General features: G+C 68.1%; 22 protein-coding genes and 1 tRNA gene. 22 read left to right on the top strand and 1 reads right to left on the bottom strand.

All coding sequences use genetic code 11. The annotated features are described in order from the left end of the window. The first annotated feature begins 12 nt into the window (after positions 1 to 12). The 17 genes from rpmF to PLE19_02660 all read left to right on the top strand — a co-directional run bounded on the left by rpmF (position 13) and on the right by PLE19_02660 (position 14,785). A complete protein-coding gene (gene rpmF / locus PLE19_02740) occupies positions 13 to 195 on the top strand; it encodes a 50S ribosomal protein L32 (GenBank protein ID HPD13834.1) in 183 nt (60 codons plus the stop codon). Between the two features lie 3 nt (positions 196 to 198). Further along, positions 199 to 1,203, top strand: coding sequence for a phosphate acyltransferase PlsX (gene plsX, locus PLE19_02735; GenBank protein HPD13833.1), 1,005 nt, complete (start codon positions 199 to 201; stop codon positions 1,201 to 1,203). A 21-nt stretch (positions 1,204 to 1,224) separates the two neighbouring features. Next, on the top strand, positions 1,225 to 2,220 hold the full coding sequence (locus PLE19_02730; GenBank protein ID HPD13832.1) for a beta-ketoacyl-ACP synthase III: 996 nt from the start codon (positions 1,225 to 1,227) through the stop codon (positions 2,218 to 2,220). Positions 2,221 to 2,238: 18 nt separating this feature from the next. Then, positions 2,239 to 3,189 (top strand): ACP S-malonyltransferase, encoded by a 951-nt coding sequence (fabD, locus tag PLE19_02725; GenBank protein HPD13831.1) that lies wholly within the window; start codon positions 2,239 to 2,241, stop codon positions 3,187 to 3,189. A 37-nt stretch (positions 3,190 to 3,226) separates the two neighbouring features. After that, complete coding sequence (gene fabG / locus PLE19_02720) at positions 3,227 to 3,982, top strand: 3-oxoacyl-[acyl-carrier-protein] reductase (GenBank protein ID HPD13830.1); 756 nt, start codon at positions 3,227 to 3,229, stop codon at positions 3,980 to 3,982. Between the two features lie 229 nt (positions 3,983 to 4,211). Then, positions 4,212 to 4,457 carry an acyl carrier protein gene (acpP, locus tag PLE19_02715; GenBank protein ID HPD13829.1) on the top strand — a complete coding sequence of 82 codons (246 nt, stop codon included), beginning with the start codon at positions 4,212 to 4,214 and terminating at the stop codon, positions 4,455 to 4,457. 79 nt (positions 4,458 to 4,536) lie between these two features. After that, a complete protein-coding gene (fabF, locus tag PLE19_02710) occupies positions 4,537 to 5,778 on the top strand; it encodes a beta-ketoacyl-ACP synthase II (protein ID HPD13828.1) in 1,242 nt (413 codons plus the stop codon). 96 nt (positions 5,779 to 5,874) lie between these two features. After that, the gene (locus tag PLE19_02705) at positions 5,875 to 6,801 is read left to right on the top strand and encodes an electron transfer flavoprotein subunit beta/FixA family protein (protein ID HPD13827.1); all 927 of its coding nucleotides are present in this window, start codon (positions 5,875 to 5,877) and stop codon (positions 6,799 to 6,801) included. A gap of 38 nt (positions 6,802 to 6,839) precedes the next feature. Then, positions 6,840 to 7,859 carry an electron transfer flavoprotein subunit alpha/FixB family protein gene (locus PLE19_02700; protein HPD13826.1) on the top strand — a complete coding sequence of 340 codons (1,020 nt, stop codon included), beginning with the start codon at positions 6,840 to 6,842 and terminating at the stop codon, positions 7,857 to 7,859. An 89-nt stretch (positions 7,860 to 7,948) separates the two neighbouring features. Beyond that, positions 7,949 to 9,655, top strand: coding sequence for an acyl-CoA dehydrogenase family protein (locus tag PLE19_02695; protein ID HPD13825.1), 1,707 nt, complete (start codon positions 7,949 to 7,951; stop codon positions 9,653 to 9,655). Positions 9,656 to 10,078: 423 nt separating this feature from the next. Beyond that, positions 10,079 to 10,639: a hypothetical protein gene (locus PLE19_02690; protein HPD13824.1), complete on the top strand. Its 561-nt coding sequence runs from the start codon at positions 10,079 to 10,081 to the stop codon at positions 10,637 to 10,639. A 32-nt stretch (positions 10,640 to 10,671) separates the two neighbouring features. Further along, positions 10,672 to 11,010, top strand: coding sequence for a hypothetical protein (locus PLE19_02685; protein HPD13823.1), 339 nt, complete (start codon positions 10,672 to 10,674; stop codon positions 11,008 to 11,010). 185 nt (positions 11,011 to 11,195) lie between these two features. Further along, positions 11,196 to 11,816 (top strand): hypothetical protein, encoded by a 621-nt coding sequence (locus PLE19_02680; protein ID HPD13822.1) that lies wholly within the window; start codon positions 11,196 to 11,198, stop codon positions 11,814 to 11,816. A 42-nt stretch (positions 11,817 to 11,858) separates the two neighbouring features. Then, on the top strand, positions 11,859 to 11,996 hold the full coding sequence (locus PLE19_02675; protein HPD13821.1) for a hypothetical protein: 138 nt from the start codon (positions 11,859 to 11,861) through the stop codon (positions 11,994 to 11,996). 49 nt (positions 11,997 to 12,045) lie between these two features. Further along, positions 12,046 to 12,774 carry a creatininase family protein gene (locus PLE19_02670; GenBank protein ID HPD13820.1) on the top strand — a complete coding sequence of 243 codons (729 nt, stop codon included), beginning with the start codon at positions 12,046 to 12,048 and terminating at the stop codon, positions 12,772 to 12,774. A gap of 291 nt (positions 12,775 to 13,065) precedes the next feature. Further along, positions 13,066 to 13,638, top strand: coding sequence for a sigma-70 family RNA polymerase sigma factor (locus PLE19_02665; GenBank protein HPD13819.1), 573 nt, complete (start codon positions 13,066 to 13,068; stop codon positions 13,636 to 13,638). 1 nt (position 13,639) lies between these two features. Further along, positions 13,640 to 14,785 carry a hypothetical protein gene (locus PLE19_02660; protein HPD13818.1) on the top strand — a complete coding sequence of 382 codons (1,146 nt, stop codon included), beginning with the start codon at positions 13,640 to 13,642 and terminating at the stop codon, positions 14,783 to 14,785. A 1,544-nt stretch (positions 14,786 to 16,329) separates the two neighbouring features. On the opposite strand, the gene PLE19_02655 is transcribed toward PLE19_02660, so the two are convergent. Then, on the bottom strand, positions 16,330 to 17,127 hold the full coding sequence (locus PLE19_02655) for an ion transporter (GenBank protein HPD13817.1): 798 nt from the start codon (positions 17,125 to 17,127) through the stop codon (positions 16,330 to 16,332). Between the two features lie 248 nt (positions 17,128 to 17,375). Between PLE19_02655 and PLE19_02650 the strand changes: the two genes are divergently transcribed. The 5 genes from PLE19_02650 to clpX all read left to right on the top strand — a co-directional run bounded on the left by PLE19_02650 (position 17,376) and on the right by clpX (position 22,904). Next, the gene (locus PLE19_02650; GenBank protein ID HPD13816.1) at positions 17,376 to 19,049 is read left to right on the top strand and encodes an ATP-binding protein; all 1,674 of its coding nucleotides are present in this window, start codon (positions 17,376 to 17,378) and stop codon (positions 19,047 to 19,049) included. Between the two features lie 244 nt (positions 19,050 to 19,293). Continuing rightward, positions 19,294 to 19,368 (top strand) — tRNA-Gly (locus PLE19_02645). A 56-nt stretch (positions 19,369 to 19,424) separates the two neighbouring features. Further along, on the top strand, positions 19,425 to 20,885 hold the full coding sequence (gene tig, locus PLE19_02640) for a trigger factor (GenBank protein HPD13815.1): 1,461 nt from the start codon (positions 19,425 to 19,427) through the stop codon (positions 20,883 to 20,885). Positions 20,886 to 20,948: 63 nt separating this feature from the next. Further along, the gene (locus PLE19_02635; protein ID HPD13814.1) at positions 20,949 to 21,551 is read left to right on the top strand and encodes an ATP-dependent Clp protease proteolytic subunit; all 603 of its coding nucleotides are present in this window, start codon (positions 20,949 to 20,951) and stop codon (positions 21,549 to 21,551) included. A 9-nt stretch (positions 21,552 to 21,560) separates the two neighbouring features. Continuing rightward, entirely contained in the window at positions 21,561 to 22,904 is a 1,344-nt protein-coding gene (gene clpX / locus PLE19_02630) for an ATP-dependent Clp protease ATP-binding subunit ClpX (GenBank protein ID HPD13813.1), read from the top strand. The last annotated feature ends 125 nt before the right edge of the window (positions 22,905 to 23,029 follow it).

The following is a 23,029-nucleotide window of genomic DNA, read 5'->3' as shown; positions in this document are numbered from 1 at the left end:
GGTCTACCCTAGATGCCCAACCCCAAACGCCGGCATTCCCGCACCCGGGGCCGCACGCGTCGCGCACACGATGCCGTTCGCGCGCCCCAGTTGGTGCCCTGCCGCAACTGCCACACGCCCAAGCTGCCGCACCGTGTGTGCCACAACTGCGGCTTCTATGCGGGCCGTGAAGTCGTGAAAGCCAAGGAAGCCTAAGGCATGCGGATCGCTCTGGACGCGATGGGGGGCGATTCCGCTCCCGACGTGGAGGTCGAGGGCGCCATCCAGGCCGCCCCCGAGCTGAAGGGCCACGAGATCGTGCTCGTGGGCGACGAGGCCCGGATCGCCGCCGTGGCGGCCCGGCACCGGGGCCTGCCCCACGGGGTCAGCGTACGGCACGCTCCACAAGCAGTGGGGATGGACGAGGCGCCGGTGGAGGCCATCCGCCGGAAGCCCGACTCCTCGATCGCCCGCTGCATCGAAATGGCCGACAACGGCGAGGTGGACGCCGTGGTGTCGGCCGGGAACACCGGCGCCGTGGTGGCCCTGGCCTCGCTGAAGCTGGGGCTGCTCGAGGGCGTCCGGCGCCCCGGCATCGCCGTGGCCCTGCCCACCCGCAACGGCGACCGCACGCTGGTGATTGATTGCGGGGCCAACGTGAACTGTTCTCCGGAACACCTGTACCACTACGGGGTGATGGCCTCGGCCTACGCGACGCATGTGTTCGGCAAGAAGCGGCCCCGCGTGGCCCTGCTGAACATCGGCGAGGAGTCGATCAAGGGCAACCGCCTGGTCAAGCAGGCGCAGACCCTGCTCGAGGCCTCGAGCCTCCACTTCATCGGCAACATGGAGGGCCGCGACATTTTCTCGGGCGGGGCCGACGTGGTGGTGTGCGAGGGCTTCGTGGGCAACGTGCTGCTCAAGGTGAGCGAGGGCCTGGCCGAGACGATCATGAGCATGATGAAAGAGGGCATCCAGCGCACGCTGCGGCGGCGCATCGGGGCCATGCTGTGCAAGTACGCCATGATCGAGCTCGCGGCGAAGGTGGACTATGCGGAGTTCGGCGGCGCCCCCCTGCTGGGCGTGGACGGCACGGTGATGATCTGCCACGGCGGCTCGGACCGCCGCGCCATCGCCGTGGCCATCCGCGTCGCCGCCGAGGCCGCCGCGCACAAGGTCAACCAGCACATCGTCGCCGACCTGCGGGTGCGGCGCGCCAGCTAGCAACAACGAGGAACCCCGCGCATGGGCGAATGTCCCCGAGCGGCCATCACCGGCTGTGGCATGCACCTGCCCGAGAAGGTGATGACCAACCACGACTTCGAGGAGATCGTGGAGACGACCGACGAGTGGATCGCCACGCGCACGGGGATTCGCGAGCGGCGCATCGCGGCGCCCGGCCTGGCCGCGTCGGACCTGGCCCTCCCCGCGTCGCGCCAGGCCCTGGCCGAGGCCGGCTTGGCGCCCGGCGACCTGAGCGCGATCATCGTGGCCTCGATGACGCCTGACATGCTGTTCCCCTCGACGGCCTGCTTCCTCCAGGGCGCGCTGGGCGCGGGGCCGTGCGCGGCCTTCGACCTCCTGGCCGCCTGCTCGGGCTACGTGTACGCCCTGAGCGTCGCGCGGGCCCTGGTGACGGCGGGGCAGGCGCGCCACGTGCTCGTCGTGGCCAGCGAAGTGCTCTCGAAGTTCACCGACTACCAGGACCGCACGAGCTGCATCCTCTTCGGCGACGGGGCGGGGGCCACCGTGGTGTCGGCCGCCCAGCCCGGCGCGCGCGGCGAGGTGCTCTACACCACAATGGGCGCGGACGGGGCCAACAGCGGCTCGATGACCCTGCCCGGCGGCGGCTCGCGTAACCCGGCCAGCCACGAGTCGGTGGACCAGCGCCTCCACTACATCAAGCTGCGCGGCCGCGAGGTCTTCCAGCTCGCCGTGCGCAAGGTCGTCGAGGTCGTCCAGCAGTGCATCCAGGCCTGCGGCGCAGCCGCCGGCGACGTGGCGCTGCTGGTGCCGCACCAGATGAACCTGCGGATCATCCAGGCCTCGAGCGAGCGGCTGGGGATTCCGATGGAGCGGTTCTTCGTGAACATCGAACGCTATGGCAACACCGGGGCCGCCACCGTGCCCATCGCCCTGCACGAAGCGCACGAGCAGGGCCGCCTGCGGCGCGGCGACCTGGTGGTGCTGGTGACCTTTGGGGCCGGGCTGAGCTGGTCTGGGGCCGTCCTGCGATGGTAGCTTGCGAAAGGGCAACGATTGGCCGCTGAGAGCCGCACCGCACTGTTGTTTCCGGGCCAGGGGGCGCAGCGTGTGGGCATGGGCCGCGAGCTGGCCGAGGCGTTCCCGGAGGCCCGCAGCATCTTCGAGCGCGCGAACGCCGCGCTGGGCTTCGACCTGGCCCGCCTCTGCTTCGAGGGGCCGGCCGAGGAACTCAACCGCACCTCGATGTGCCAGCCGGCGATTCTCACGGCGAGCGTGGCCGCCCTCGAGGCGGCCCGGCCGCGCTGCGCCCTGCCCGCGCACGCGCCCAGCGCCGGCCTGAGCCTGGGCGAGTACACCGCCCTCGTCTACGCCGGCGCGCTCACCTTCGAGGGCGCCGTGCGCCTCGTCCACCAGCGCGGCCAGTTCATGGAAGAGGCCGGGCGCGAGAACCCGGGCGGCATGGTGGCCGTGCTGGGGATCGACCGCGAGCGGCTCAACGACGCGCTCGAGGGCGCCAACGAGTTCGGCGTGGCCGAGATCGCCAACCTCAACTGCCCCGGGCAGGTCGTCATCTCGGGCAGCCTGCCGGCCATGGAGTGGCTGGCGAAGAACGCCCGGAACTTCGGGGCCGAGCGGGCCATCCGCCTCAAGGTGAGCGGGGCCTTCCACTCGCGCCTCATGGCGCCGGCGAGCGACCGGCTCAGCCGCGCGCTGGCCGAGGTGGCCATTTCGCAGCCCCACGCGCCCGTGCTGGCCAACGTCACCGCCAAGTTCGTGGTCTCAGCCGCCGAGGTCCGGGGCCTGCTCGTCCAGCAGCTCACCAGCCCGGTGCTCTGGGAGGACTCGATGCGCTTCCTGCTTGCCATGGGGGTAACCACCTTCATCGAGCCGGGGCCGGGCGGGGTCCTTACCGGCCTGCTCGCGAAGATTGACAACTCGGTGCGGACCTGTACCATTCAGGTGCCAGCCGATCTGGAAAAGGCGCGGGAGCTGCTGGGCGGCTGACGGCCCGGCGGCGCCCCGCACGACGGAGGAGAATCGCGTGAGCGCACAGAAACCCTTCGCGGGCAAGGCCGCCATCGTCACGGGCGGCGGGGCCGGCATCGGCCTGGCCATCGCCCGGCGCCTGGCCCAGGAGGGCGCCGACCTGGTGGTGCCCGACTACAACGGCGCCGCGGCCGAGGCAGCCGCCGCCCAGCTCCGCGAGCTGGGCGTGCGCGCGCTCGCCTTCCAGGCCGACGTGGCCGACGCGGCCCGCATGGACCAGATCGTGGCCGCCACGGTCGAAGCCTTCGGCGGCGTGCACATCCTGGTGAACAACGCGGGCATCACCCGCGACAACCTGCTCGTGCGCATGGGCCTCGAGCAGTGGGACGCCGTGATCCGCACGAACCTCACGGGCACCTACGTGGCCACCCACGCCGTGCTGCCGCAGATGGCGCTGCGCCAGAGGAGCGGCTGCATCGTCTCGATCGCCTCGGTCATCGGGCTGATGGGCAACGCGGGCCAGGCCAACTATGCGGCCTCGAAAGCCGGCGTGATCGCCTTCACCAAGACCCTGGCCAAGGAGGTCGGCAAGCGCGGCGTGCGCGTCAACGCGATCGCGCCCGGCTACATCGCCACCGAGATGACGGCCAAGCTCTCCGACGAGGTGCGCGAGGCCATCCTGAAGAACATTCCGCAGCCCCGCATGGGCACGCCTGAGGACGTGGCTGCCGCGGTGCGCTTCCTGTGCAGCGACGAGGCCAGCTACATCACCGGCGTGTGCCTGCGCGTGGACGGCGGGCTGGCCATCTAGGCCAACCACCCTGAACGGGAGGCAGAGGAACCCGCTCCGAGGCCCGTGGAGAAAGGAGAGCCCCTGGCACCGTCGGTTGCCGGCCGGTGGTCGCGTGCGAGAGAACCGCTCCCGTGTGCGAGCAAGGCCATTCGCACGGATGGCCCCTGGAAGGATAGCCCGGCGCCGGATCGTCCGGCGCCCCTCGGGCGGGAGGCCGCCCAACCTTAGGAGAAGCCCTGTGGCCGACGTGAAGGCAGTCGAAGAACAAGTCCGCCAGATCATCTGTGAGAAACTCAGCGTCAAGCCCGAGCAGGTCAACCCGGCCACCTCGTTCGTCAACGACCTGGGCGCCGACTCGCTCGACACGGTCGAGCTGGTCATGGAGTTCGAGGACAAGTTCGGCATGCAGATTCCCGACGAGGAGGCCGAGAAGATTCAGACCGTGGGCGACGCTGTCCAATACATCGTGGACCACCAAGGCACGGCGGCCTGACGTGCCGGAGATTCCGTGGGGCCGGCCCGGCCGGCGGGCCGGCCCCGCCGCCGCCACCCGAGGAGCAGGACGAACACCGATGGCCAAACGCCGAGTCGTCATCACCGGCCTCGGCTGCGTGACCCCCATCGGCCGCGGGCGCGAGGCCTTCTGGAAGGCCGCGTGCGAGGGGCGCAGCGGAGTCTCGCTCGTCACGCGGTTCGACACCACGGGCTTCGAGGTGCGCATCGCCGGCTGGCTGCCGGACTTCGACCCCCAGCCGGTCATCACGCCGCGCGACGCCCGACGCATTGACCGCTACGCGCAGTTCGCCCTCGTCGCGGCCGACGAGGCGGTGCGCGACTCGGGCCTCGAGCTCGCGCGCGAGGACCGCGACCGCCTGGGCTGCATCATCGGCAGCGGCATCGGCGGCCTCCAGGAGATGGAGGAGCAGAAGGCCATCCTGCTCCAGCGCGGCCCCGACCGCGTCTCGCCCTTCCTCATCCCCAAGATGATGGCCAACTCGGCCGGCGGCCTCATCGGCATCCAGTTCGGCCTGCGCGGGCCCAACTGCACCGTGCTCACCGCCTGCGCCTCCTCCTCGCACGCCATCGGCGACGCCTACTTCCACATCGCCTATGGCATGGCCGACGTCGTCCTCACCGGCGGCGCCGAGGCCACGATCACCCCCCTGGGCCTGGCCGGCTTCATCGCCTGCAAGGCCCTCTCGAAGCGCAACGACGAGCCGGCCCGCGCCAGCCGCCCCTTCGACCGCGAGCGCGACGGCTTCGTGATGGGCGAAGGCGGCGGCATCCTGGTCTTCGAGGAGCTCGAGCACGCCCGGGCCCGCGGCGCCCGCATCTACGCCGAGGTACTCGGCTTCGGCGCCACCTGCGACGCCCACCACATCACCGCCCCCGAGCCCGAAGGCGATGGCGCCGCCCGCTCCATGAGCACCGCGCTCCGCGATGCCGGGCTCCGGCCAACCGACGTCTCCTACATCAACGCCCACGGCACCTCCACCCCCCTCAACGACGCCATGGAGACCCGCGCCATCAAGCGCACCTTCGGCGACCACGCCTACAAGCTCGCCATCAACTCCACCAAGTCCATGATCGGCCACCTCCTGGGCGCCTCGGGCGGAGTCGAACTCGTCCAGACCGCCCTCAGCGTGGCTCACGACGTGGTGCCGCCCACCATCAACTACGAGAACCCCGACCCCGAGTGCGACCTGGACTACGTGCCGAACACGGCCCGCGAGCTGCCGGTGCGGGTGGCCATGTGCAACAGCTTCGGCTTCGGCGGCCACAACGCCTCCATTCTCATCGGCAAGCTTCGCTAGTTGGATGAATGGACGACTGGATGATTGGATGAACGCCCGACCCCATCCACCCATCCACTCATCCACCCATCCTTCTCCTATCACTGAGGACGCCCGATGCCCTTCAAGATGGTTGTCCTGATCAAGCAGGTCCCCGACACCAAGAATATCACCGCCAAGGCGATGAACGACGACGGCACGGTGAACCGCTCGGCCCTGCCGGCGATCTTCAATCCCGAGGACCTCAACGCCCTCGAGATGGCCCTGGCGGTGCGCGACGCGCACGGCGGGCGCGTCACCGTGGTCACGATGGGCCCGCCCAGCGCCGCCGCGGCCCTCCGCGAGGCCCTGATGCGCGGGGCCGACGAGGTGGCGCTGCTCTCCGACCGCGCCTTCGCCGTGGCCGACACCCTGGCCACCGCCTACGCCCTCGGCTGCGCCATTCGCCGCATCGGGCACTTCGACCTGCTGTTCTGCGGCCGGCAGGCCATTGACGGCGACACGGCCCAGGTGGGGCCGCAGCTCGCCGGCGCCCTCGACGTGCCGCAGGTGACCTATGCCAGCGAAATCCTCGCCCTCACGCCCGAGAGCATCCGCGTGCGCCGCCTCATCGAGGGCGGCTACGAGGTGGTCGAGTGCCGCCTGCCCGCCCTTCTCACCGTGGTGGGCGAGGCCAACGAGCCGCGGCCGCGCCGCGCCAAGCGCGTCGCCCAGTTCAAGCGCGCCCGCTCCCCCCTCGAGGTGCGCGAGGCCATCGCCCGCCAGCTCGACCCCGAGAAGGGCAAGCCCGACCCCGCGCGGTTGGCCGAGCGCGCCAACCCCGTCATCGCCGACCTCGAGCGCCAGGGCCTCCTCATCCCCGTGTGGGCGCCGGCCGACGTGGCGGCCGACGTGGCCCGCTGCGGCGCCGCCGGCTCCCCCACCAAGGTCAAGAACATCGAGAGCATCGTGCTCGTGGCCACCGACCACAAGCGCGTCGAGCCCACCAAGGAGGCCATCGCCGCGCTCATCCACGAGCTGGCCGAAGAGCACATCTTCGATTGACCGAGGGCCATTCTCCACCAACCTGAGGGTTGTTCGTCATGCCTGATCGTACCGGTGGCGTTCTGGTTTTCGCGGAGCAGGACGGCGGGAAGCTCGCCGAGGTGAGCCTCGAGCTGCTGAGCAAGGGCCGCGAGCTGGCCGACGCCCTGGACCAGCACCTCGGCGCCATTCTGCTCGGCTCCCGACTGACCGACCAGCCGCGGCACCTCATCGCCTGCGGGTGCGACGTGGTGCACGTGGCCGACGACCCGCGCCTGGCCGTCTACACCACGCTGCCCTACGCGCGCATCGTCAGCGACGTCATCGCCGCGGCGAAGCCCGAGGTGGTCATCTTCGGCGCCAGCCCCACGGGCCGCGACCTCGCGCCCCGCGTGGCCGCGCGCCTGCGCACCGGCCTCACCGCCGACTGCACCAACCTCCAGATCGGCGACCACACGGACCCCGTGCGCAAGACCGAGTACAAGAAGCTCCTCTATCAGATCCGCCCGGCCTTCGGCGGCAACATCATCGCCACCATCGTCACCCCCGAGCACCGGCCCCAGATGGCCACCGTGCGCGAGGGCGTCATGCGCCTGCCCAGGCCCGACCCCGCCCGCCACGGCGCCATCGTGCCGGTGCCTGTGAAGCTCGACGGCGAGGCCGATGCCGTCCGCATCATCGAGCGCGTCAAGGCCGAGCGCAAGGTGAACCTCAAGGGCGCCAAGGTCATCGTCGCAGGGGGGGCCGGCGTCGGCTCGCCCGAGGGCTTCGAGCTCGTGCGCGAGCTGGCCCACACCCTCGGCGGCGAGGTGGGCGCGAGCCGCGCCGCGGTGGACGCCGGCTTCATCGCCCGCGACCACCAGGTGGGCCAGACCGGCACCACCGTGCGGCCCAAGCTCTACATCGCCGCCGGAATCTCCGGCTCCGTCCAGCACCGCGCCGGCATGGCCGAGTCCGGCCAGATCATCGCCATCAACACCGACCCCGACGCGCCCATCTTCGCCTTCGCCCACTACGGCATCGTCGGAGACCTGTTCGACGTGATTCCCAAGATGATCGAGGCCTACAAGTCGAAATAGGACCGATGGGACCCGCCGAGGTTCCGTCCGTCCCATCTGTCCGATCCGTCCCATCTGTCCTATCCGCCTTAGCCCAGAGAGCAGGAACCATGCCCAACTTCTACGACGATAACCCTGACCTCCGCTTCAACCTCGACCAGGCGCCCCTGGCCGAGATCGCCCGGCTGCGCGAGCACGACTTCGCCGAGGCGGGCCAGTACCCCTACGCCCCGCGCGACGCCGCCGACGCGGTCGAGAACTACCACGAGACGCTGCGCATCGTGGGCGACATCGCCGGCGACTTCATCGCGCCCCGCGCCGAGGAGGTGGACCGCGAGGGCGCGAAGTGGCACGACGGCGTGGTCACCTACGCCCAGGGCACGCGCGAGGCCCTCGACCGCCTCTCCGGCGCCGACCTGATGGGCTTCACCCTGCCCCGCAAGTACGGCGGCCTCTACCTGCCCCACACCACCTACGCCGCCGCCATCGAAATGGTCTCGCGCGGCGACGCCGCGCTCATGACCCTCTTCGGCCTGGGCGACATCGCCGAGACCATCCTCCGCTTCGCCTCGGAGGAGCTGAAAGACAAGTACCTGCCCCGCTTCGCCACCGGCGAGGCCACCGGGGCCATGGTCCTCACCGAGCCCGACGCGGGGTCCGACCTCCAGGCCGTCCGCCTCAAGGCCAGCCCCGACCCTGCCGACCCCAACCTCTGGCGCCTCAACGGCGTCAAGCGCTTCATCACCAACGGCTGCGGCGACATCCTGCTCGTCCTCGCCCGCTCCGAGGAGGGCACGCGCGACGGCCGCGGCCTCTCGCTCTTCCTCGCCGAGAAGGGCCCCGGCCTCCGCGTCCGCCGCATCGAGGACAAGCTCGGCATCCACGGCTCGCCCACCTGCGAGCTCCAGTTCACCCACTGCCCCGCGTACCTCGTCGGCCGCCGCCGCTTCGGCCTCATCAAGTACACGATGGACCTCATGAACGGCGCCCGCCTGGCCATCGCCGCCCAAAGCGTGGGCATCTGCGAGGCCGCCTACCGCGAGGCCCTCGCCTACGCCCACTCGCGCGAGCAGTTCGGAAAGGCCATCGTCCACTTCCCCGCCCTCGCCGATCTCCTGGTGGGAATGAGGCTCAAGCTCGAACTCGCCCGCACGCTGACCATTGACTGCGGCGTGGCCGTGGACTTCGAGAAGGAGTACGAGAACCGCCCCGCCGACAAGGCGCTCTACAAGAAGTGGCACGGCTACGCCTCGTCGCTCACCCCCATGGCCAAGTACTACGCCTCCGAGGCCGCCGTCGAGCTGTCGAACTCCGCCCTCGCCGTCCTGGGCGGCAGCGGCTTCATGCGCGACTACCCCATCGAGCGCTACCTGCGCGACGCCCGCATCACCAACATCTACGAGGGCACCAGCCAGCTTCAGGTCGTGGCCATTCTGGCCGGCCTGCTGGGCGGGGACCTCGATTCGCTCTTTGCCGACTTCGCCGCGCGGCCCTACACGGGCGCCACGGCCAAGCACCTGCCCGCCGTCACCGAGGCCCTCGGCCTCTTCAACAAGGCGATGGACTATGTCAAGCAGCGCGCCGAGCGCGACTACACCGACCTCGTGGCCCGCCACCTGGCCGACATGGCGATTGACGTCTACAACGCCTTCCGCCTCATGCAGTTCGGCGAGGTGAGCGAGAGCAAGGCGCTGCTGGCCGACCTCTTCGTCCCGGCCATGGGCCGCCGCGTGCGCGCCGCCCACGACGCCGCCACCAGCGGCAACCGCCTCGTGCTCGACGAGTACAGAGTTCTGCTTGCCGCAGAAGTGCACTGAGCGGAACCAATTGTGGGTAAGAATTCACTTGACTCATGCCTCGCGAGCCTTACAATTAGGGCGCATGGGTCGCAGCCGAGGGAAACCACTGTGGGCAGGGCTCAGATGATGGTCGGTGGTTCTATCCCTCGAAGGTTGAACGTGATTCCCCGTGTCTCTTCCCCGCCTTCGGCTCCTCGTCGACTTGTCACCGTTCCTTTCATTTGGCTATCTCTGCCAATGAGGCCGTCCAACGACGGGTTCGGGAAGCTACTGGACTGCGGGTCACAGCAATGCTCCTGCAAAGTCGACCAAGGAGAAGTAGACCCCATGGCCGGTGCATCTTGCGTTGCGCTTGTTGGGACTCGTGTGAGCGAAGCCGACGGTGCCGCGCGAGAGCATCTCGGGGATGCATGCTTGACCAAGCGCCCTTAGGAGAGGTAGTTGCGCAGTAGCACCAGCAAGTCGAGGAATGCTCTCCTGAGAGAGGACTGCCACGCAGCGGTGAGACATCTTACCGGTGTGTTGGCGCCTCGCCACAGGCGGCGTACGGTTGAGGCGGCAGGGCTGTGTCTCATGCTCGACACAGCAATGCACCTCAGGGAAACTGCGGGGAAGATTACGAAGATGCTCACGCACTTCCTCGATGAATGCAGAAGGGAAGAGGAGCCTGATAGGTCCAACATCCCACGAATCTTCGAGGAGTTGGCGCGCCGCACCAAGGCTCACGTCCAAGTGTCGAGCTTTGCCTTGCCTTCCATCGGGAAGATGGGCGAGAGGTTCCGGCACCTACGGCTGGCGCTCCAGCAGGCCAGGCGCATTGCGCATGGTTTCTGTCCCCTCATCATCGTTCCCCTGCGTAACCGGAAGGGAAGCCCAAAGTCAAGGCTTCAGGCAGCCATGACTGGGGCCTACATCTTGCGTCGGAATGCGACCTTGCTTGTGCGTCAGATCAAGCTGTGGCACAATGATGCACAGCAAATTGTCTCGCAGAAGTTGAGCTAGCAGGACCCCGCAGAAGAAGGAGGAACAGCATCATGTCGGCCATTCGAGGTGACCTGCGCAAGATGCGCGCCGCCGTTGCGCGTGTCTACAAGGATCCCAAGAACACACGTCTGAGGGCTGCGCTTTGCATCGCTTCTCGTTTCCTTTGGCTGGAGGCGATGAACCTGTATGTGGAGTGCGCGCAGAGCCTCTTCGGCCTGGTCGATGAGGTCGAGCGTGTCTTCACGGACGCGATTGCTGCTCTGGAGAAGGGTAGCGCGAGCGATCTCTACTATAGGAATGTGCGCCAGCGGTACGACGGGAGCCGGCAGAGGTGCCTGAAGAGAATCCTGGCGAGAGTGAGGATTTTAGAGAAAAGGAAGGCAGGGTGAGCTAGCCGAGGCGCAGTCGTTGCGTGTGATGGCTGCCATCGTCAAGGGGCAGTGGGTTAGCGCGGTGGCGAGGCGCGCGAAGAGGATTGCCGGCTTGGAAACGCAGGATGGCAAGCTCCGCGGTATGCAACTGTTGAACCGCGCGGTGGATCACTTCCGTGTAACGAACACGAGGAGCGTCTGAAGTGCCAGAGGAGAGAGACGCCGGACCACCGTCGCCGTGTGCCCGTTGCACATACCCTCGGGCGAGGCCCCCTGATGTGGAGCATGTGCGGGCGCTTAGGGACCTCCTGGGGTTCGAGCACACTATATGCTTGAAGGGCATCTGCAACTGCTCGGAGACTACGGAGATCGCGGGTCTGCTGATCGGCGTGGACGCGTGTCGTCATCTCTGGGAAGTGGTGGAAACCCTGAAGAGCATACTAGAGCACTTGCTTGACGAGTTCCGCAGGCTCGGCATGACAGCCAATGAGGCACTGAGACTGGCCGACCAGAAGGTCGGCACGCGTCTGGGGACATTGACACATCTGAAGTCCTCCATCGGGGCCTCCATCGCAAGGTTCCAGGGGCTAGCCCTGATCCTGAGGAACGCCCAGCAGCTTGGCGAGAGCTTCGAGCCCGAGGTTCTTGGCATGTTGCGGGCCTCAAGTAGGCTCGTGGAACCCGAGGACAAGCTCGCATCCGCAACAGCCAGTCTGCACAGACTCGTTCGCCGCGCCGAGGGACTTCTGCATAGCATCAGTGACTGGCAGGAACGGACCATCGCGAAGATCAAGGAACTCGCGGATCAGTGCCAGGCACGGTAGGAAGACGTTCACAGTGCCTTCCGCCTGATGCAGTTCGGCGAGGTGAGCGAAAGCAAGGCCTTGCTGGCCGACCTCTTCGTCCCGGCCGTGGGCCGGCGCGTGCGTGCCGCCCACGACGCAGCCACCAGCGGCAACCGCCTCGTGCTCGACGCCTACCAGACGCTCCTCGCCCAGGCGTGAGCGGCGGGCGGGCGGCGTGGGCGCCCAGGCGCGTTGTGAAGGAGACGACATGAATGCCCAGCTCTCGCCCGCCGTGCAGATGCAGTTCATGCGCCCCGGCCAGCTCGAGGAGGCCGCGAGGAGGTTCCCCGTCGTCTACGTGCCCTTCGGCCTCATCGAGTGGCACGGACGCCACCTGCCCCTGGGCAACGACGCGATGAAGGCCCACGGTATCCTGGTCAAGTGCGCCGAGAAGTTCGGCGGCGTGGTGTATCCCCCCGTCTACTTCCACGCGGGCTTCGACCGCCGGCACCTCGTGCCCGTCCTCACCGACCTCTTCGAGCGCCTCAAGCGCACCGGCTTCCGCGTCATTATCGGCGTCAGCGGCCACAACATCCGCGAGCAGATCGACATGATCAACGAGGCCCTCAAGCCGGTCGTGGCCGACGGCACGGTGGCCGGCATCGGCCTGTGGGAGATGACGCTCAGCCGCTGCGCCCAATCCGACACCGACCACGCCGCCAAGTGGGAGACCTCCAACATGATGTTCTTCTATCCCCACCTGGTGGACATGAAGGAGCTGGGCGACGGCCCGCTGAATCTGGACATGAAGCCCCCCTCTGGGATCGGCGGGCTCGACCCCCGCAAGCACGCCACCCCCCAGGTCGGCGAGCGGAACATCGAGCTGGCCGCGGAGGCCATCGGCAAGAAGGCGCAGGAGCTGCTGGCCTCGCTGGCCGACGACCACCGCGCCTTCGGCCTCCCCGCAATCGCCCCCGGACACTGGTGGATGATCTGACGGCCCGTGCCGAAGTGATTGGGCTCGCCAAACGTCGAAGGGCTCCGCTCGAGCACTTCCCGCGGCATGCCTGACCCCAAGTGATTGACACTCGGAACCATGTGTCGGCGGCCCCGTGCCGCGGCAGCCCTCATTCCGCACACACGGATAGGGGCTTGCATTGGGGTGATTCACACAGTATCATTCAGGGCATCGGCGTGCCGGGCGCCCCGGGCCGGCAGGCCATGCAGCAATCGGCCCCCCTGCACCGACTAGGTAAACGACGCCGTGGATCGTGGCGAGCCAAGCCGGGTGACCGACGCCGAACTTGTGGCCGAGGTGCTCGACGGCGATACCGAGCGGTTCGGCGTGCTGGTGGACCGCTACAAGAATCTGGTCAACAGCTTCATCGCGGCACGGGTGGCTCACGCGGAAGTGGATGACCTGGCTCAAGATACGTTCCTGCGGGCGTTTCGCATGCTGGCCACCCTGCGGGAACCGGCGGCTTTTTCGTCCTGGCTCCTTGGCATCGCAAGTCACGTGTGCGTAGACTGGCACCGGTCGCGGCGCCACCTCGGCTCGCTGGACGACGACAGTGCCCTCGAGCCCGAGGCCTCGGCGGTGCTGAACCGTGCGCCGCCGCCGTCGCCCGACGCCGCGGCTGAGCACCAGGAGGCCACCCGCCTGTTGCTCGAAAGCCTCGACCGCTTGCCCGAGGCCTACCGCGTGACCCTGGTGCTGAAGCACATGGACGGCCTGAGCTGTCAGGAGATAGCGGATCGCCTCGGGCTGGCTATCGGCACCGTAACCAGCCGTCTGACAAGGGCTTATAAGCTGCTGCGAGACCGCCTGGAGCGGCTCGCCGACACCTCGCGGAAGCCTTGAGATGGATTGCACGCAGTTCGACGACCTGGCAGAGCTTCTCGCCGCAGGCGAACTGGACGCCGCGGCGACGGCCGAGGCGAATGCCCACGCGGCCGCCTGCCCGACTTGTCGCGCGCGGGCCGCGGCGGCCCGGGCAGGCATCGCCGCCCTCGAGGCGGCCCTCGCGCCCCATCGCGCCGCCGAGAGCTTCACCGCGCGGGCGATGAGCCGCGTGCGAGCCGCCGCGCCGCGTGAGGCCGCGGAGACGGGGCCTGAACCCCTGCGGAGCCGGCTCTTCCGCTACGCGGCCCTGGCCGCGGCCGCCGCGCTCTTCGTGGCCGCAGGCTACGGCTTCATCCAGCGCTCGCGCACCGCGTGGGTCGAGGGCGGCACCGTGGCCGTGCTCGGCCCCGACGCCCGCACCCTTCGGCCGAACTCCTCGCTCGCCGTGGGCGACTTGCTGGCCACGCCCGCCAACAGCGCCGCCACGTTGGCCCTGGCCGGCGGCCGCCTCCGCGTGGCCCTTGCGCCCGGTTCGGTGGCGCGGGTGACCGACCCGCGGACGGGCACCGCGCTTCAGCTCCTGCGGGGCGAGATGTCGTGCCGAGGCTCCGACGGCGAGAACACGCCCATGGTCGCCTCGCCGTTGGCCAACGTGGCCGCCGGGCCCGGCCTCATCAGCCTGGCCGTCACCCCCCAGGCCACGGCGAAGAGCGCCGCCCCGGGCGCCGCCCCCTTCGAGGGCGTGGTCACCCTCGCCGCGCACGACGGCGCCGCGCGCGTGGTCGTGCCCGGCCGCACCGCGGGCCCCGTGCCGCTCGACCGCGGCCAGGTGCTCACCCTCAGCTCCGACCCGCGCCGCAGCTTCTCGGTCCCCGTGCCCATCGAGCGCGTGCGGCAGAGCCTCGAGAGCGAGCGGCGGGGCCTCATGGCCCGCCACGCCGACCTCCAGTTGCACTGGCAGGCCATCGCCGCCGGCCTGCGCGGCGGCACCATGGCCGAGCCGGGACAACTCGTGCGCTATGCCGGCGACGTGCAGGATGCCCTCGGCCAGACGGGCGCGATGCACGCCGAGCTCGAGCGCCGGATGCAACTGCTTGACCGCTGGCAGGCCGAGGGACGCAGCAACCTGCGCCTCATAGTCCAGCCTGCCGCCCCGAGGCCGTAGGCCCCGCCACTCCCACCCGCCCTGTCCCCCACGCGGCGAAAGCCGCTGACCACGCCCCGCGTGCCGCACACCTGTGCGCGGGACGCCCCCTCCGCGCGGCTGCCTCGTTGTGGGCGGGACGTCCCCGCCCCGCGCGACCTGCACGGATTCGCGGGATGTGGGTATCCCGCCCACAGCGCGGCCGAGAGCGGTCGCGCCGTGCACACGTCATCTCATCTGGCCCTTCAGGGTCTGGCGATCTTGCCTCGATGGGCCGGTGCAGGGGGGGCACGCCCTCTCCTTGCGGACCTGGCGGCTCCGGGGAGGGCTCTGCCGAGCGGCCGGCGGGCGCAGCCTGTCCATACTTGCTCAACCCTGTGAGGGGGGAAGTGAGCAAGTATGGGTAGATGGGCGAGGATGGGCGATTCTCGCGGTTCCGGCCATACTTGCTCACCGGCGCGATGAGCAAGTATGTGGGCGGGATGGCCGGAGAGCGTAAGGCATTGTGGCATATGGAGTTACGTGGTGGCATCGCCGGCGCCGCGGCACCAGTCCCGCGTTCCCAGCCGCTCCCACGACAGGCTCGCCAGACCCTGATGAGCCTCATCTCTCCATTCCGCTGGAGTGCCGCGCCGCCTCAGGTGCCCTGGCTCGCGGGGTCAGTGGATGGCCGCTGGCGGGGGCCCGCGCGCGGTCAACGTACAGGCCCCATGCCACATAGGCAAGCACCAGCAGCCCGACGACCCATTCCGCCACGGCGACGAAGGGTTGGAATAGAACTCGCATCACATCGTCTCCATTCGCGTCCCTCCCGCATGGTTTGTGACGCGGCCGGCGCGCGGAACGACATCCTGCGCGGCGGCATTGCGTCACGGACCGATCATCGCGTGAAGGAGAGCGAATCAGAGCAGAAGCACGACGGTGCGCAGGGCACCCAGCGAGGGGTGCGCAGGTGGGAGCCCCTTCCAGGCGGACGGGTGCGATGCCCGGGCCGAGAGCACCGAGGCGCCGCCAGGCGGAACCGCACCATGATGGAGGCAGACTTGCCGGGTGGGAGCGTTCCGGCGCGTCACCTTCCCCGCCGAGGTCGGTCGCTCCACGCATCCAATGCAGCAGAGCGGCTTGCCCTGCGCGGATTGCCCCGGGCACTCGACCGACAGGCGGGCATCAGGCTGCTCGGAGCCTGCATGAGCATGGCAATCCTCGGCCCGGTTGGCCCACAGAGCCTCGGGAGGGCAGCACAGCGGGTCGCACGAGGCGTCCTTGGTAGCAGAGCCCAGTTGTGCGGCCAGCAGCACGAGCGCGCCAGCGAGACACAGACCTTTCATCCAGCACCGGTGCCGGCCCTGGGCCACGCGGCATCACGCATTGATTGCGCCCGATGCTACCACGAACACTGCGCGCTGTCAATCACGTTTGCGAGGTGCGCGCAAGCGTGGTCTCAGGCCGCGGAAGACGCCGCGACCCGGCGCCCTGCACCTCGATCGCCCATGTGCACTTGACTCGGCGGGCAAGGTTGTTGCAAGGAAAGGGCAACTCGACGGGGGCGCCTTCGCCACTGGCCGTCACTCATGCTCGCGCCCCGACAGCTCCTTCCCGCAGTGCGGGCAGACGCGCGGCCATCGTTTCCTCGCGACCTCTTCCACGAAGCCTGCCCCGAGAATGCCCGTGGGCAGGGCGAACATGGCGATGCCGACCACGGACACGATTGCGGCGATCAGCTTGCCCGCTGTGGTGACCGGGCATACGTCGCCGTAGCCTACCGTCGTGAGCGTGGCCACACCCCACCACATGGCCGCGGGGATGCTGGAGAAACGTTCGGGCTGATCCTCGTTCTCAGCGAAGTACATCAGCGACGACGCAAAGAGCAGCAACAGCACCATCACGAAGGCGGCGACGAGCAGTTCCTCCTTCTTGGCTCTGAACACGCGGCTGAACGTCCGCAGCGCCTCGGAGTAGCGGGCGACCTTCATCACGCGGAAGAGACGCGTGAGACGCACGGCACGCACGAAACGCAGGTCCACCCCGAAGAAGGGAAGGTAGAACGGCAGGATCGCGAGGAGATCCACTAGGGCCATCGGGGTGACCGCGAAGCGCAGCCGGCCCCTAAGCGGGCGCGCAAACCGCTCTGAGACGGTGCACGACCAGAGGCGCAGCACGTACTCAATCGTGAACGCCACGACCGAGAGGACCTCGAATCCGTCGAAGAGAAGGGGCGCAGCGGCATGGATCGGGCGCACGGTTTCCAGCACTAACGCCACCACGTTGGCCGCAATGAGCCACAGGATAAAGATATCGAACGCGCGGCTGGCCTTGTCGCCCGGCTTTGCGACATCTAGGATTTCCCACGTTCTCTTCCTCACGGTTGAGTCTCCATGCTTGACGGACCGGCTGATGCTTGGTCAGCTGCCTTTGATATCCTGGCTGCAAGGGAATGTCAAGTGTCCGAGGGCAGCCATGGGCAGCGCGTCGTTAAGGGCGCGGGGACAAGTGCCGGTGTGCCTCTGCCAGAGCGGATTGACAGTCGTGATCCCTCCAACTAGAATGCATTCATGCACTGGCGACCCGGCAGGTTGTCAGAGTGAAATAGGGTAGCAGTGAGGAGAACGGAATGCGACCGCCTCCCCTTCGTACGCTGGAACGGCGTGAGCACAACCTGTACGGTGCCATCCTGTATGGTGTGGAAGGCCGAAGGATCGAGCTACAGGCCCGGTACTTCGGCGAGGATGGTTTCGATGCGCAGGGGGAGTGGGATATCCGGATCACTGGGATGGCGCAAGGGGCGATCCGCGAGGTGCAGGGCCGCCTGGCCGGAGCCTTTGCCAAGTATGAACTGCGTCCCCCTGTCGGAAGGATCATGATCAATCTGGCCCCTGCTGATCTGCCAAAGCAGGGGACAAGCCTCGATCTGCCGATTGCCATGATCGCCTTGCAGGCGGCCGGGTACGCGCAGGATCTTCCCCCTGAGGTGGAGAAGTCGTATCTCTTCGTTGGCGAACTGAGTCTCCACGGCGACATCTGCCGCATACCGGGTGCGCTGCCGATTGCCATCAGCGCCCCCGCGGGCAGCACGATCGTGGTTCCCAAGGGCAACGAGAAGGAGTGTTGCGCGGTCAGGGGGCTTCCGGAGCATCATGGCACCCGCATCGCGGTGGCAGAGAACCTCTGGCAAGTTCTGGAGTTCATGAGAGGACGGGGCAAGCTACCGAACGCGATGAGTGTGCCTCCCGTGTTTGAGAACATCATCGCCAAGCCGCCCGACTTCGCCGACATCAGGGGGCAAGAGCAGGCAAAGCGGGCTTTGGTCATTGCTGCCGCGGGCGGGCACAATGTCCTCATGGTGGGGCCCCCCGGTGAAGGCAAGTCGCTGCTGGCGGCTGCGCTTCCAGGAATCCTGCCCGCGCTGACGACGGAGCAGAAGATCGAACTCACCAGGTTGTACAGCGCGAAGGGGCTGCTGGCTGAGGACGGCATGGTCGTGGCAAGGCGGCCTTTCAGAGCCATTCATCACACGGCCTCGCGGGAGGCACTGGTTGGGGGTGGCTCCGGAGTGCCGGTGCCGGGTGAGATCACGCTTGCGCATCACGGGGTTCTGTTCCTGGATGAACTGCCTGAGTTCTCACGAGGCACGATTGAGAGCCTGCGACAACCAATCGAGACAGGCGCGATGATGGTTTCGCGAGTAGATGCCAGCTTCACGTTTCCTTCTCGCTTCACTTTGATCGCTGCGATGAACCCTTGCCCCTGTGGGTTCTACGGCCAGTACGTATGCGTGGACTGCTTGGCAATCTCGTCCGAACAGGGACCCGCCTGCCCGAGATGCGGCAAGTGCAATATCCGTTCGCGGTGCGAGTGCAAGCCTGCTAAGGTCAAGAGCTATCGGAAGAGTATCAGCGGCCCCTTGCTCGATAGAATCGACCTACACGTTGAGGTCAGGCCCCTATCTATGGACGAGAAGTTCTCCGAGTCGAGGAGTGATGCCTCACACGTCCTAAGAGAGCGCGTCCAGGCGGCGCGCGACCGACAGCAGGCACGTTTCGCCGGCACCCCCATCGCGTGTAATGCTGCCATTCCGGGCGGCGAGATTCTCAGATGGTGCACGTTCTGCGATGTAGCGCGGGAGAAGTACAAGGAGTTGGTCGGCCAAGGGATCTACTCGACTCGAGCGACCGACCGCATGGCCAAGGTTGCAAGGACAATTGCTGACTTGGACGGCTCAGACCCTGTCGAGGTGACGCATGTGGAGGAAGCCGCCTCATTCCTCTGCGGGAGCCCTCTTGCTTGAGCATTCGAGTGGCAGCACTTGGGGCGACCCACGCCACGGGAGCTCGGTACATTAGCGCTCCGAAGGCTTGGCGTAGTTCCCTCGACAGCATCTGCCCAGGGGTGTTCTGTGATGTTCCTGGGAGTTTGATGCGAGACGGGAATCCTCAGCCACCCCGAAGCGGCCCATTTGCACTTGACTCGGCGGGCGGCGGGAGTACAATGTAAGGACAATTCGACGGGGGCCGCCAAGCCCCCCTGAGCGAGCGGGCGTAGCTCAGTGGTAGAGCGCAACGTTGCCAACGTTGATGTCGTGGGTTCAAGTCCCATCGCCCGCTCCATTTTCATTTACCCGAGGAAACTCTGACCGACCCCCCTACGGAGGCGAACGGCTGGCATGGCAGACGAGGACGCTGGGAAGGTGGCGCAGGAGACGCCGGGCGCGGACGCCCAAGAGAAGGCTACCGCCGCTGAGACGCCGCAGGAGGCGCCCAAGCCGCCCCGCGCGACGGCGACCGTGGAAGACGCCGGGCCGTGCGCCCGCCTGCTGAGGGTGGAGGTGCCCCAGGCCCGCGTGCACGAGGAGGTGGAGAAGAGCTTCGCCGACCTGCGCAAGACGGTGTTCCTCAAGGGCTTCCGCCCCGGCCATATCCCCCGCCACGTGCTCGAGCGCCGCTTCGGCGACCAGGTGCTCGACTCGGTGAAGCAGACGCTGGTGGAAGAGGCGCTGGAGCAGGCGACCGAGGACCACTCGCTGCGCCTGGCTCTCCCCGCGAACGTGGACCTCCCCGCCATCACGGTGGATGCGACGAAGCCCCTGACCTTCGAGGTCAAGGTGGAGGTCGTGCCCGACTTCACGCTGGACAACTACAAGGGCCTCACGGTGGACCGGCCGCTGGTGGAGGTGACGGACGCCGACGTGGAGCGCGCGTTCGAGCGCTTCCGTGCACGCCACGGCAGGTTCGACAAGCTCGAGCAGGGCGAGGTGCTGGAGGGCGACGTGCCCATGTGCCACGCCGTCGCGCTGCAAGGCGGCGCCGAGGTCTGGCGCGACACCGAGCTCCCGGCGTTCCTGGACCGCGAGGTGATCGCGGGCATGCCCGCCCCCGGCCTGCGCGCCGCCCTCCTGGGCGCCAAGGTGGGCGACACCAGGTCGCTCAAGGTCACCCTGCCCGAGACGTTCAAGGCGGAAGAGCTTCGCGGGAAGGAAGTGGACCTCGAGATCACGATTGACGAGTTGCGGCGCCTGGTGCTGCCCGAGGCGACGGATGAGTGGGCCCGGTCGCTGCGGTTCGACGATCTGGACGATCTGCGGGATGAGTTGCGCGACGAGCTCCGGCGCCACCGCGACCAGGAGGCCGACGACGCCGTGCAGGCGCGCCTCGCCGAACGGCTGCTGGAGCTGACCGACTTCGATGTGCCGGAGGGCCTCGTGGAACGCCTGGTGGCCAGCGCCAAGGAGCGCCAGCGGCTGGCCCTCCAGTACCGCGGCGTGCCCGAGGACGAGATGGAGGCGCAACTGGCGGAGGTGGACAAGCAGACGCGCGACTCGAGCGTGCGCCAGTGCAAGCTCTACTTCATCTACCAGCGCATCGCCGAGAACGAGAAGATCTTCGTCACCGAGGAGGAGGTGCAGCAGCGCATCCAGGCGATTGCGCTGAACTACCGGCGCCGCCCCGAAGACGTGGCGAGCGACCTCGAGCGCGAGGGCCGTCTCAGCTCGCTGCGCCTCGAGATGCGCGAAGAAAAGGTGCGCGACTTCCTCGTCCAGCACGCCGTCATCAACCAGGCCGCCCCGCCGGCCGCCGCGGCCGCGACGCCGCCCGAGGCGGCGAAGAAGGCCGAAGGCGAGGCCTGAGCCCGCTCTCCCGGCTGGGCCGCGGCGCCTCACCGCCTCACCGTCCGCGTCAGGAGCCCCCGAATGCCGTCCCTCGTGCCCATCGTTGTCGAGAAAGAAGGCCACATCGAGCGGGCCTACGACATCTTCTCGCGCCTGCTGAAGGACCGCATCATCTTCATCGGCACCGCGATTGACGACTACGTGGCCAGCCTGGTGATCGCGCAGATGCTCTTCCTCGCCAACGAGAAGAAGAACCAGGACATCCGGCTCTACATCAACTCCCCCGGCGGCTACGTGCACTCGGGCCTCGCCATTCTGGATACGATGGACTTCGTGCCCTGCGAGGTGGAGACCTGCTGCATCGGCATGGCCGCTTCCATGGCCGCCGTGCTGCTCGCCTGCGGCACCAAGGGCAAGCGCTTCATCCTGCCCAACGCCCGCGTGATGCTCCACCAGCCCTCGGGCGGCATGGAGGGCACCGCCTCCGACATCCGCATCCACGCCGAGGAAATCCTCAAGATGAAGGCCACCATCAACAGGATCCTCGCCGCACGCACCGGCCAGCCCATCGAACGCGTCGAGCGCGACACCGACCGCGACTTCTTCATGTCCTCCGACGAGGCCCTCAAGTACGGGCTCGTGGACGAGGTGCTCGCCCGCACCACCGACGCGGCCAAGAGCTAAGGACCGCCCATGGCCAAGAGACGCAACGGCTCCAAGCCCCCCCAGGTCTGCTCCCTGTGCGAGAAATCGTCCGACCTCGTGGACGTCATGGTGCCCGGCCCCCACGGCATCTTCATCTGCGAGGACTGCGTGGAGATTTGCAGCGCCCTCGTGCGCTTCGAGCGCCAGCGCCGCCGCGGCGAGGAGCGCCGCCTCCCCAACCTCCTGCCCCCCGCCGAAATCAAGCGCCAGCTCGACGAGTACGTCATCGGCCAGGAGCACGCCAAGAAGGTCCTCTCCATCGCCGTCTACAACCACTACAAGCGCCTCGCCCAGGGCAAGCCCGCCGACCCCGACGACGTCGAGATCGAGAAGTCCAACATCCTCCTCATCGGCCCCACGGGCTCCGGCAAGACCCTCCTCGCCCGCACCCTCGCCCGCATCCTCGACGTGCCCCTCGCCATCGGCGACGCCACCACCCTCACCGAAGCCGGCTACGTGGGCGAGGACGTGGAGAACCTCCTCCTCCGACTCCTCCAGGTCGCCGACTTCAACGTCGAGCGCGCCCAGCAGGGCATCATCTACATTGACGAGATTGACAAGATCCGCCGCACCTCCGACAACGTCTCCATCACCCGCGACGTCAGCGGCGAAGGCGTCCAGCAGGCCCTCCTCAAGATGCTCGAGGGCACCATCGCCAACGTCCCCCCCGGCGGCGGCCGCAAGCACCCCGAACAGCACTACATCCCGATCGACACCACCAATATCCTCTTCATCTGCGGCGGCACCTTCACCCACCTCGAAGACTACATCTCCAAGCGCATCGGCGCCGGCACCATCGGCTTCTCCCGCACCGTCGCCCGCACCGCCGAGCAAGACGAACTGGCCAAGGGCGAAATCCTCGCCCAGGTCGAGCCCAAGGACATCGTCCACTACGGCCTCATCCCCGAATTCGTCGGCCGCCTCCCCGTCCTCACCACCCTCATGCCCCTCAGCCAGGCCGACCTCATGCGCGTCATGACCGAGCCCCGCAACGCCATCGCCCGCCAGTACGAGAAGCTCTTCGACCTCGAGGGCCGCCAGCTCACCTTCGAGCCCGACGCCCTCGCCGAGATTGCCACCCGCGCCATCGAACTCGGCACCGGCGCCCGCGGCCTCCGCACCGTCTTCGAGGACGTCATGCTCGACCTCATGTTCGAGCTCCCCTCTCGGCCTGAGGTCAAGACGCTCACCATCACCGCCGACCTGGTTCGCGAGAAGCTCGACCACCTCAGCCGCAGCCGCGCCACGCGCCCCGACGCCCCCGGCGCCCCGCGCGACGCCGCCGAGAAGCAGGCCCCCCGCCCCAAGCCCGCCGAGCGCGAGAGCGCCTGAGCCTCGCACCTTCTGCCACGGGCCGGCCCTACGCCGCAAGCCATTGCAGCGCATGCGGTCAACCCGCAGTTCTCACCAGCCTGCGCCGCTGGAGGCGGGGAATGCTCCCATTCTGTCATGCGGAG

The sequence above is a fragment of the Planctomycetota bacterium genome, from assembly GCA_035384565.1.
In the GTDB taxonomy this organism is placed as follows: Bacteria; Planctomycetota; PUPC01; order DSUN01; family DSUN01; genus DAOOIT01.
Note: the sequence above shows the minus strand (reverse complement) of the source record. Positions and strands in the feature narration are given on the sequence as shown.

Bases quoted from the DNA above. Each gene is read 5' to 3' on its own strand.
- rpmF (HPD13834.1), top strand. From the start codon at position 13: ATGCCCAACCCCAAACGCCGGCATTCCCGCACCCGGGGCCGCACGCGT.
- plsX (HPD13833.1), top strand. From the start codon at position 199: ATGCGGATCGCTCTGGACGCGATGGGGGGCGATTCCGCTCCCGACGTG.
- PLE19_02730 (HPD13832.1), top strand. From the start codon at position 1,225: ATGGGCGAATGTCCCCGAGCGGCCATCACCGGCTGTGGCATGCACCTG.
- fabF (HPD13828.1), top strand. From the start codon at position 4,537: ATGGCCAAACGCCGAGTCGTCATCACCGGCCTCGGCTGCGTGACCCCC.
- PLE19_02705 (HPD13827.1), top strand. From the start codon at position 5,875: ATGCCCTTCAAGATGGTTGTCCTGATCAAGCAGGTCCCCGACACCAAG.
- PLE19_02700 (HPD13826.1), top strand. From the start codon at position 6,840: ATGCCTGATCGTACCGGTGGCGTTCTGGTTTTCGCGGAGCAGGACGGC.
- PLE19_02695 (HPD13825.1), top strand. From the start codon at position 7,949: ATGCCCAACTTCTACGACGATAACCCTGACCTCCGCTTCAACCTCGAC.
- PLE19_02685 (HPD13823.1), top strand. From the start codon at position 10,672: ATGTCGGCCATTCGAGGTGACCTGCGCAAGATGCGCGCCGCCGTTGCG.
- PLE19_02670 (HPD13820.1), top strand. From the start codon at position 12,046: ATGAATGCCCAGCTCTCGCCCGCCGTGCAGATGCAGTTCATGCGCCCC.
- PLE19_02660 (HPD13818.1), top strand. From the start codon at position 13,640: ATGGATTGCACGCAGTTCGACGACCTGGCAGAGCTTCTCGCCGCAGGC.
- PLE19_02650 (HPD13816.1), top strand. From the start codon at position 17,376: ATGCGACCGCCTCCCCTTCGTACGCTGGAACGGCGTGAGCACAACCTG.
- tig (HPD13815.1), top strand. From the start codon at position 19,425: ATGGCAGACGAGGACGCTGGGAAGGTGGCGCAGGAGACGCCGGGCGCG.
- PLE19_02635 (HPD13814.1), top strand. From the start codon at position 20,949: ATGCCGTCCCTCGTGCCCATCGTTGTCGAGAAAGAAGGCCACATCGAG.
- clpX (HPD13813.1), top strand. From the start codon at position 21,561: ATGGCCAAGAGACGCAACGGCTCCAAGCCCCCCCAGGTCTGCTCCCTG.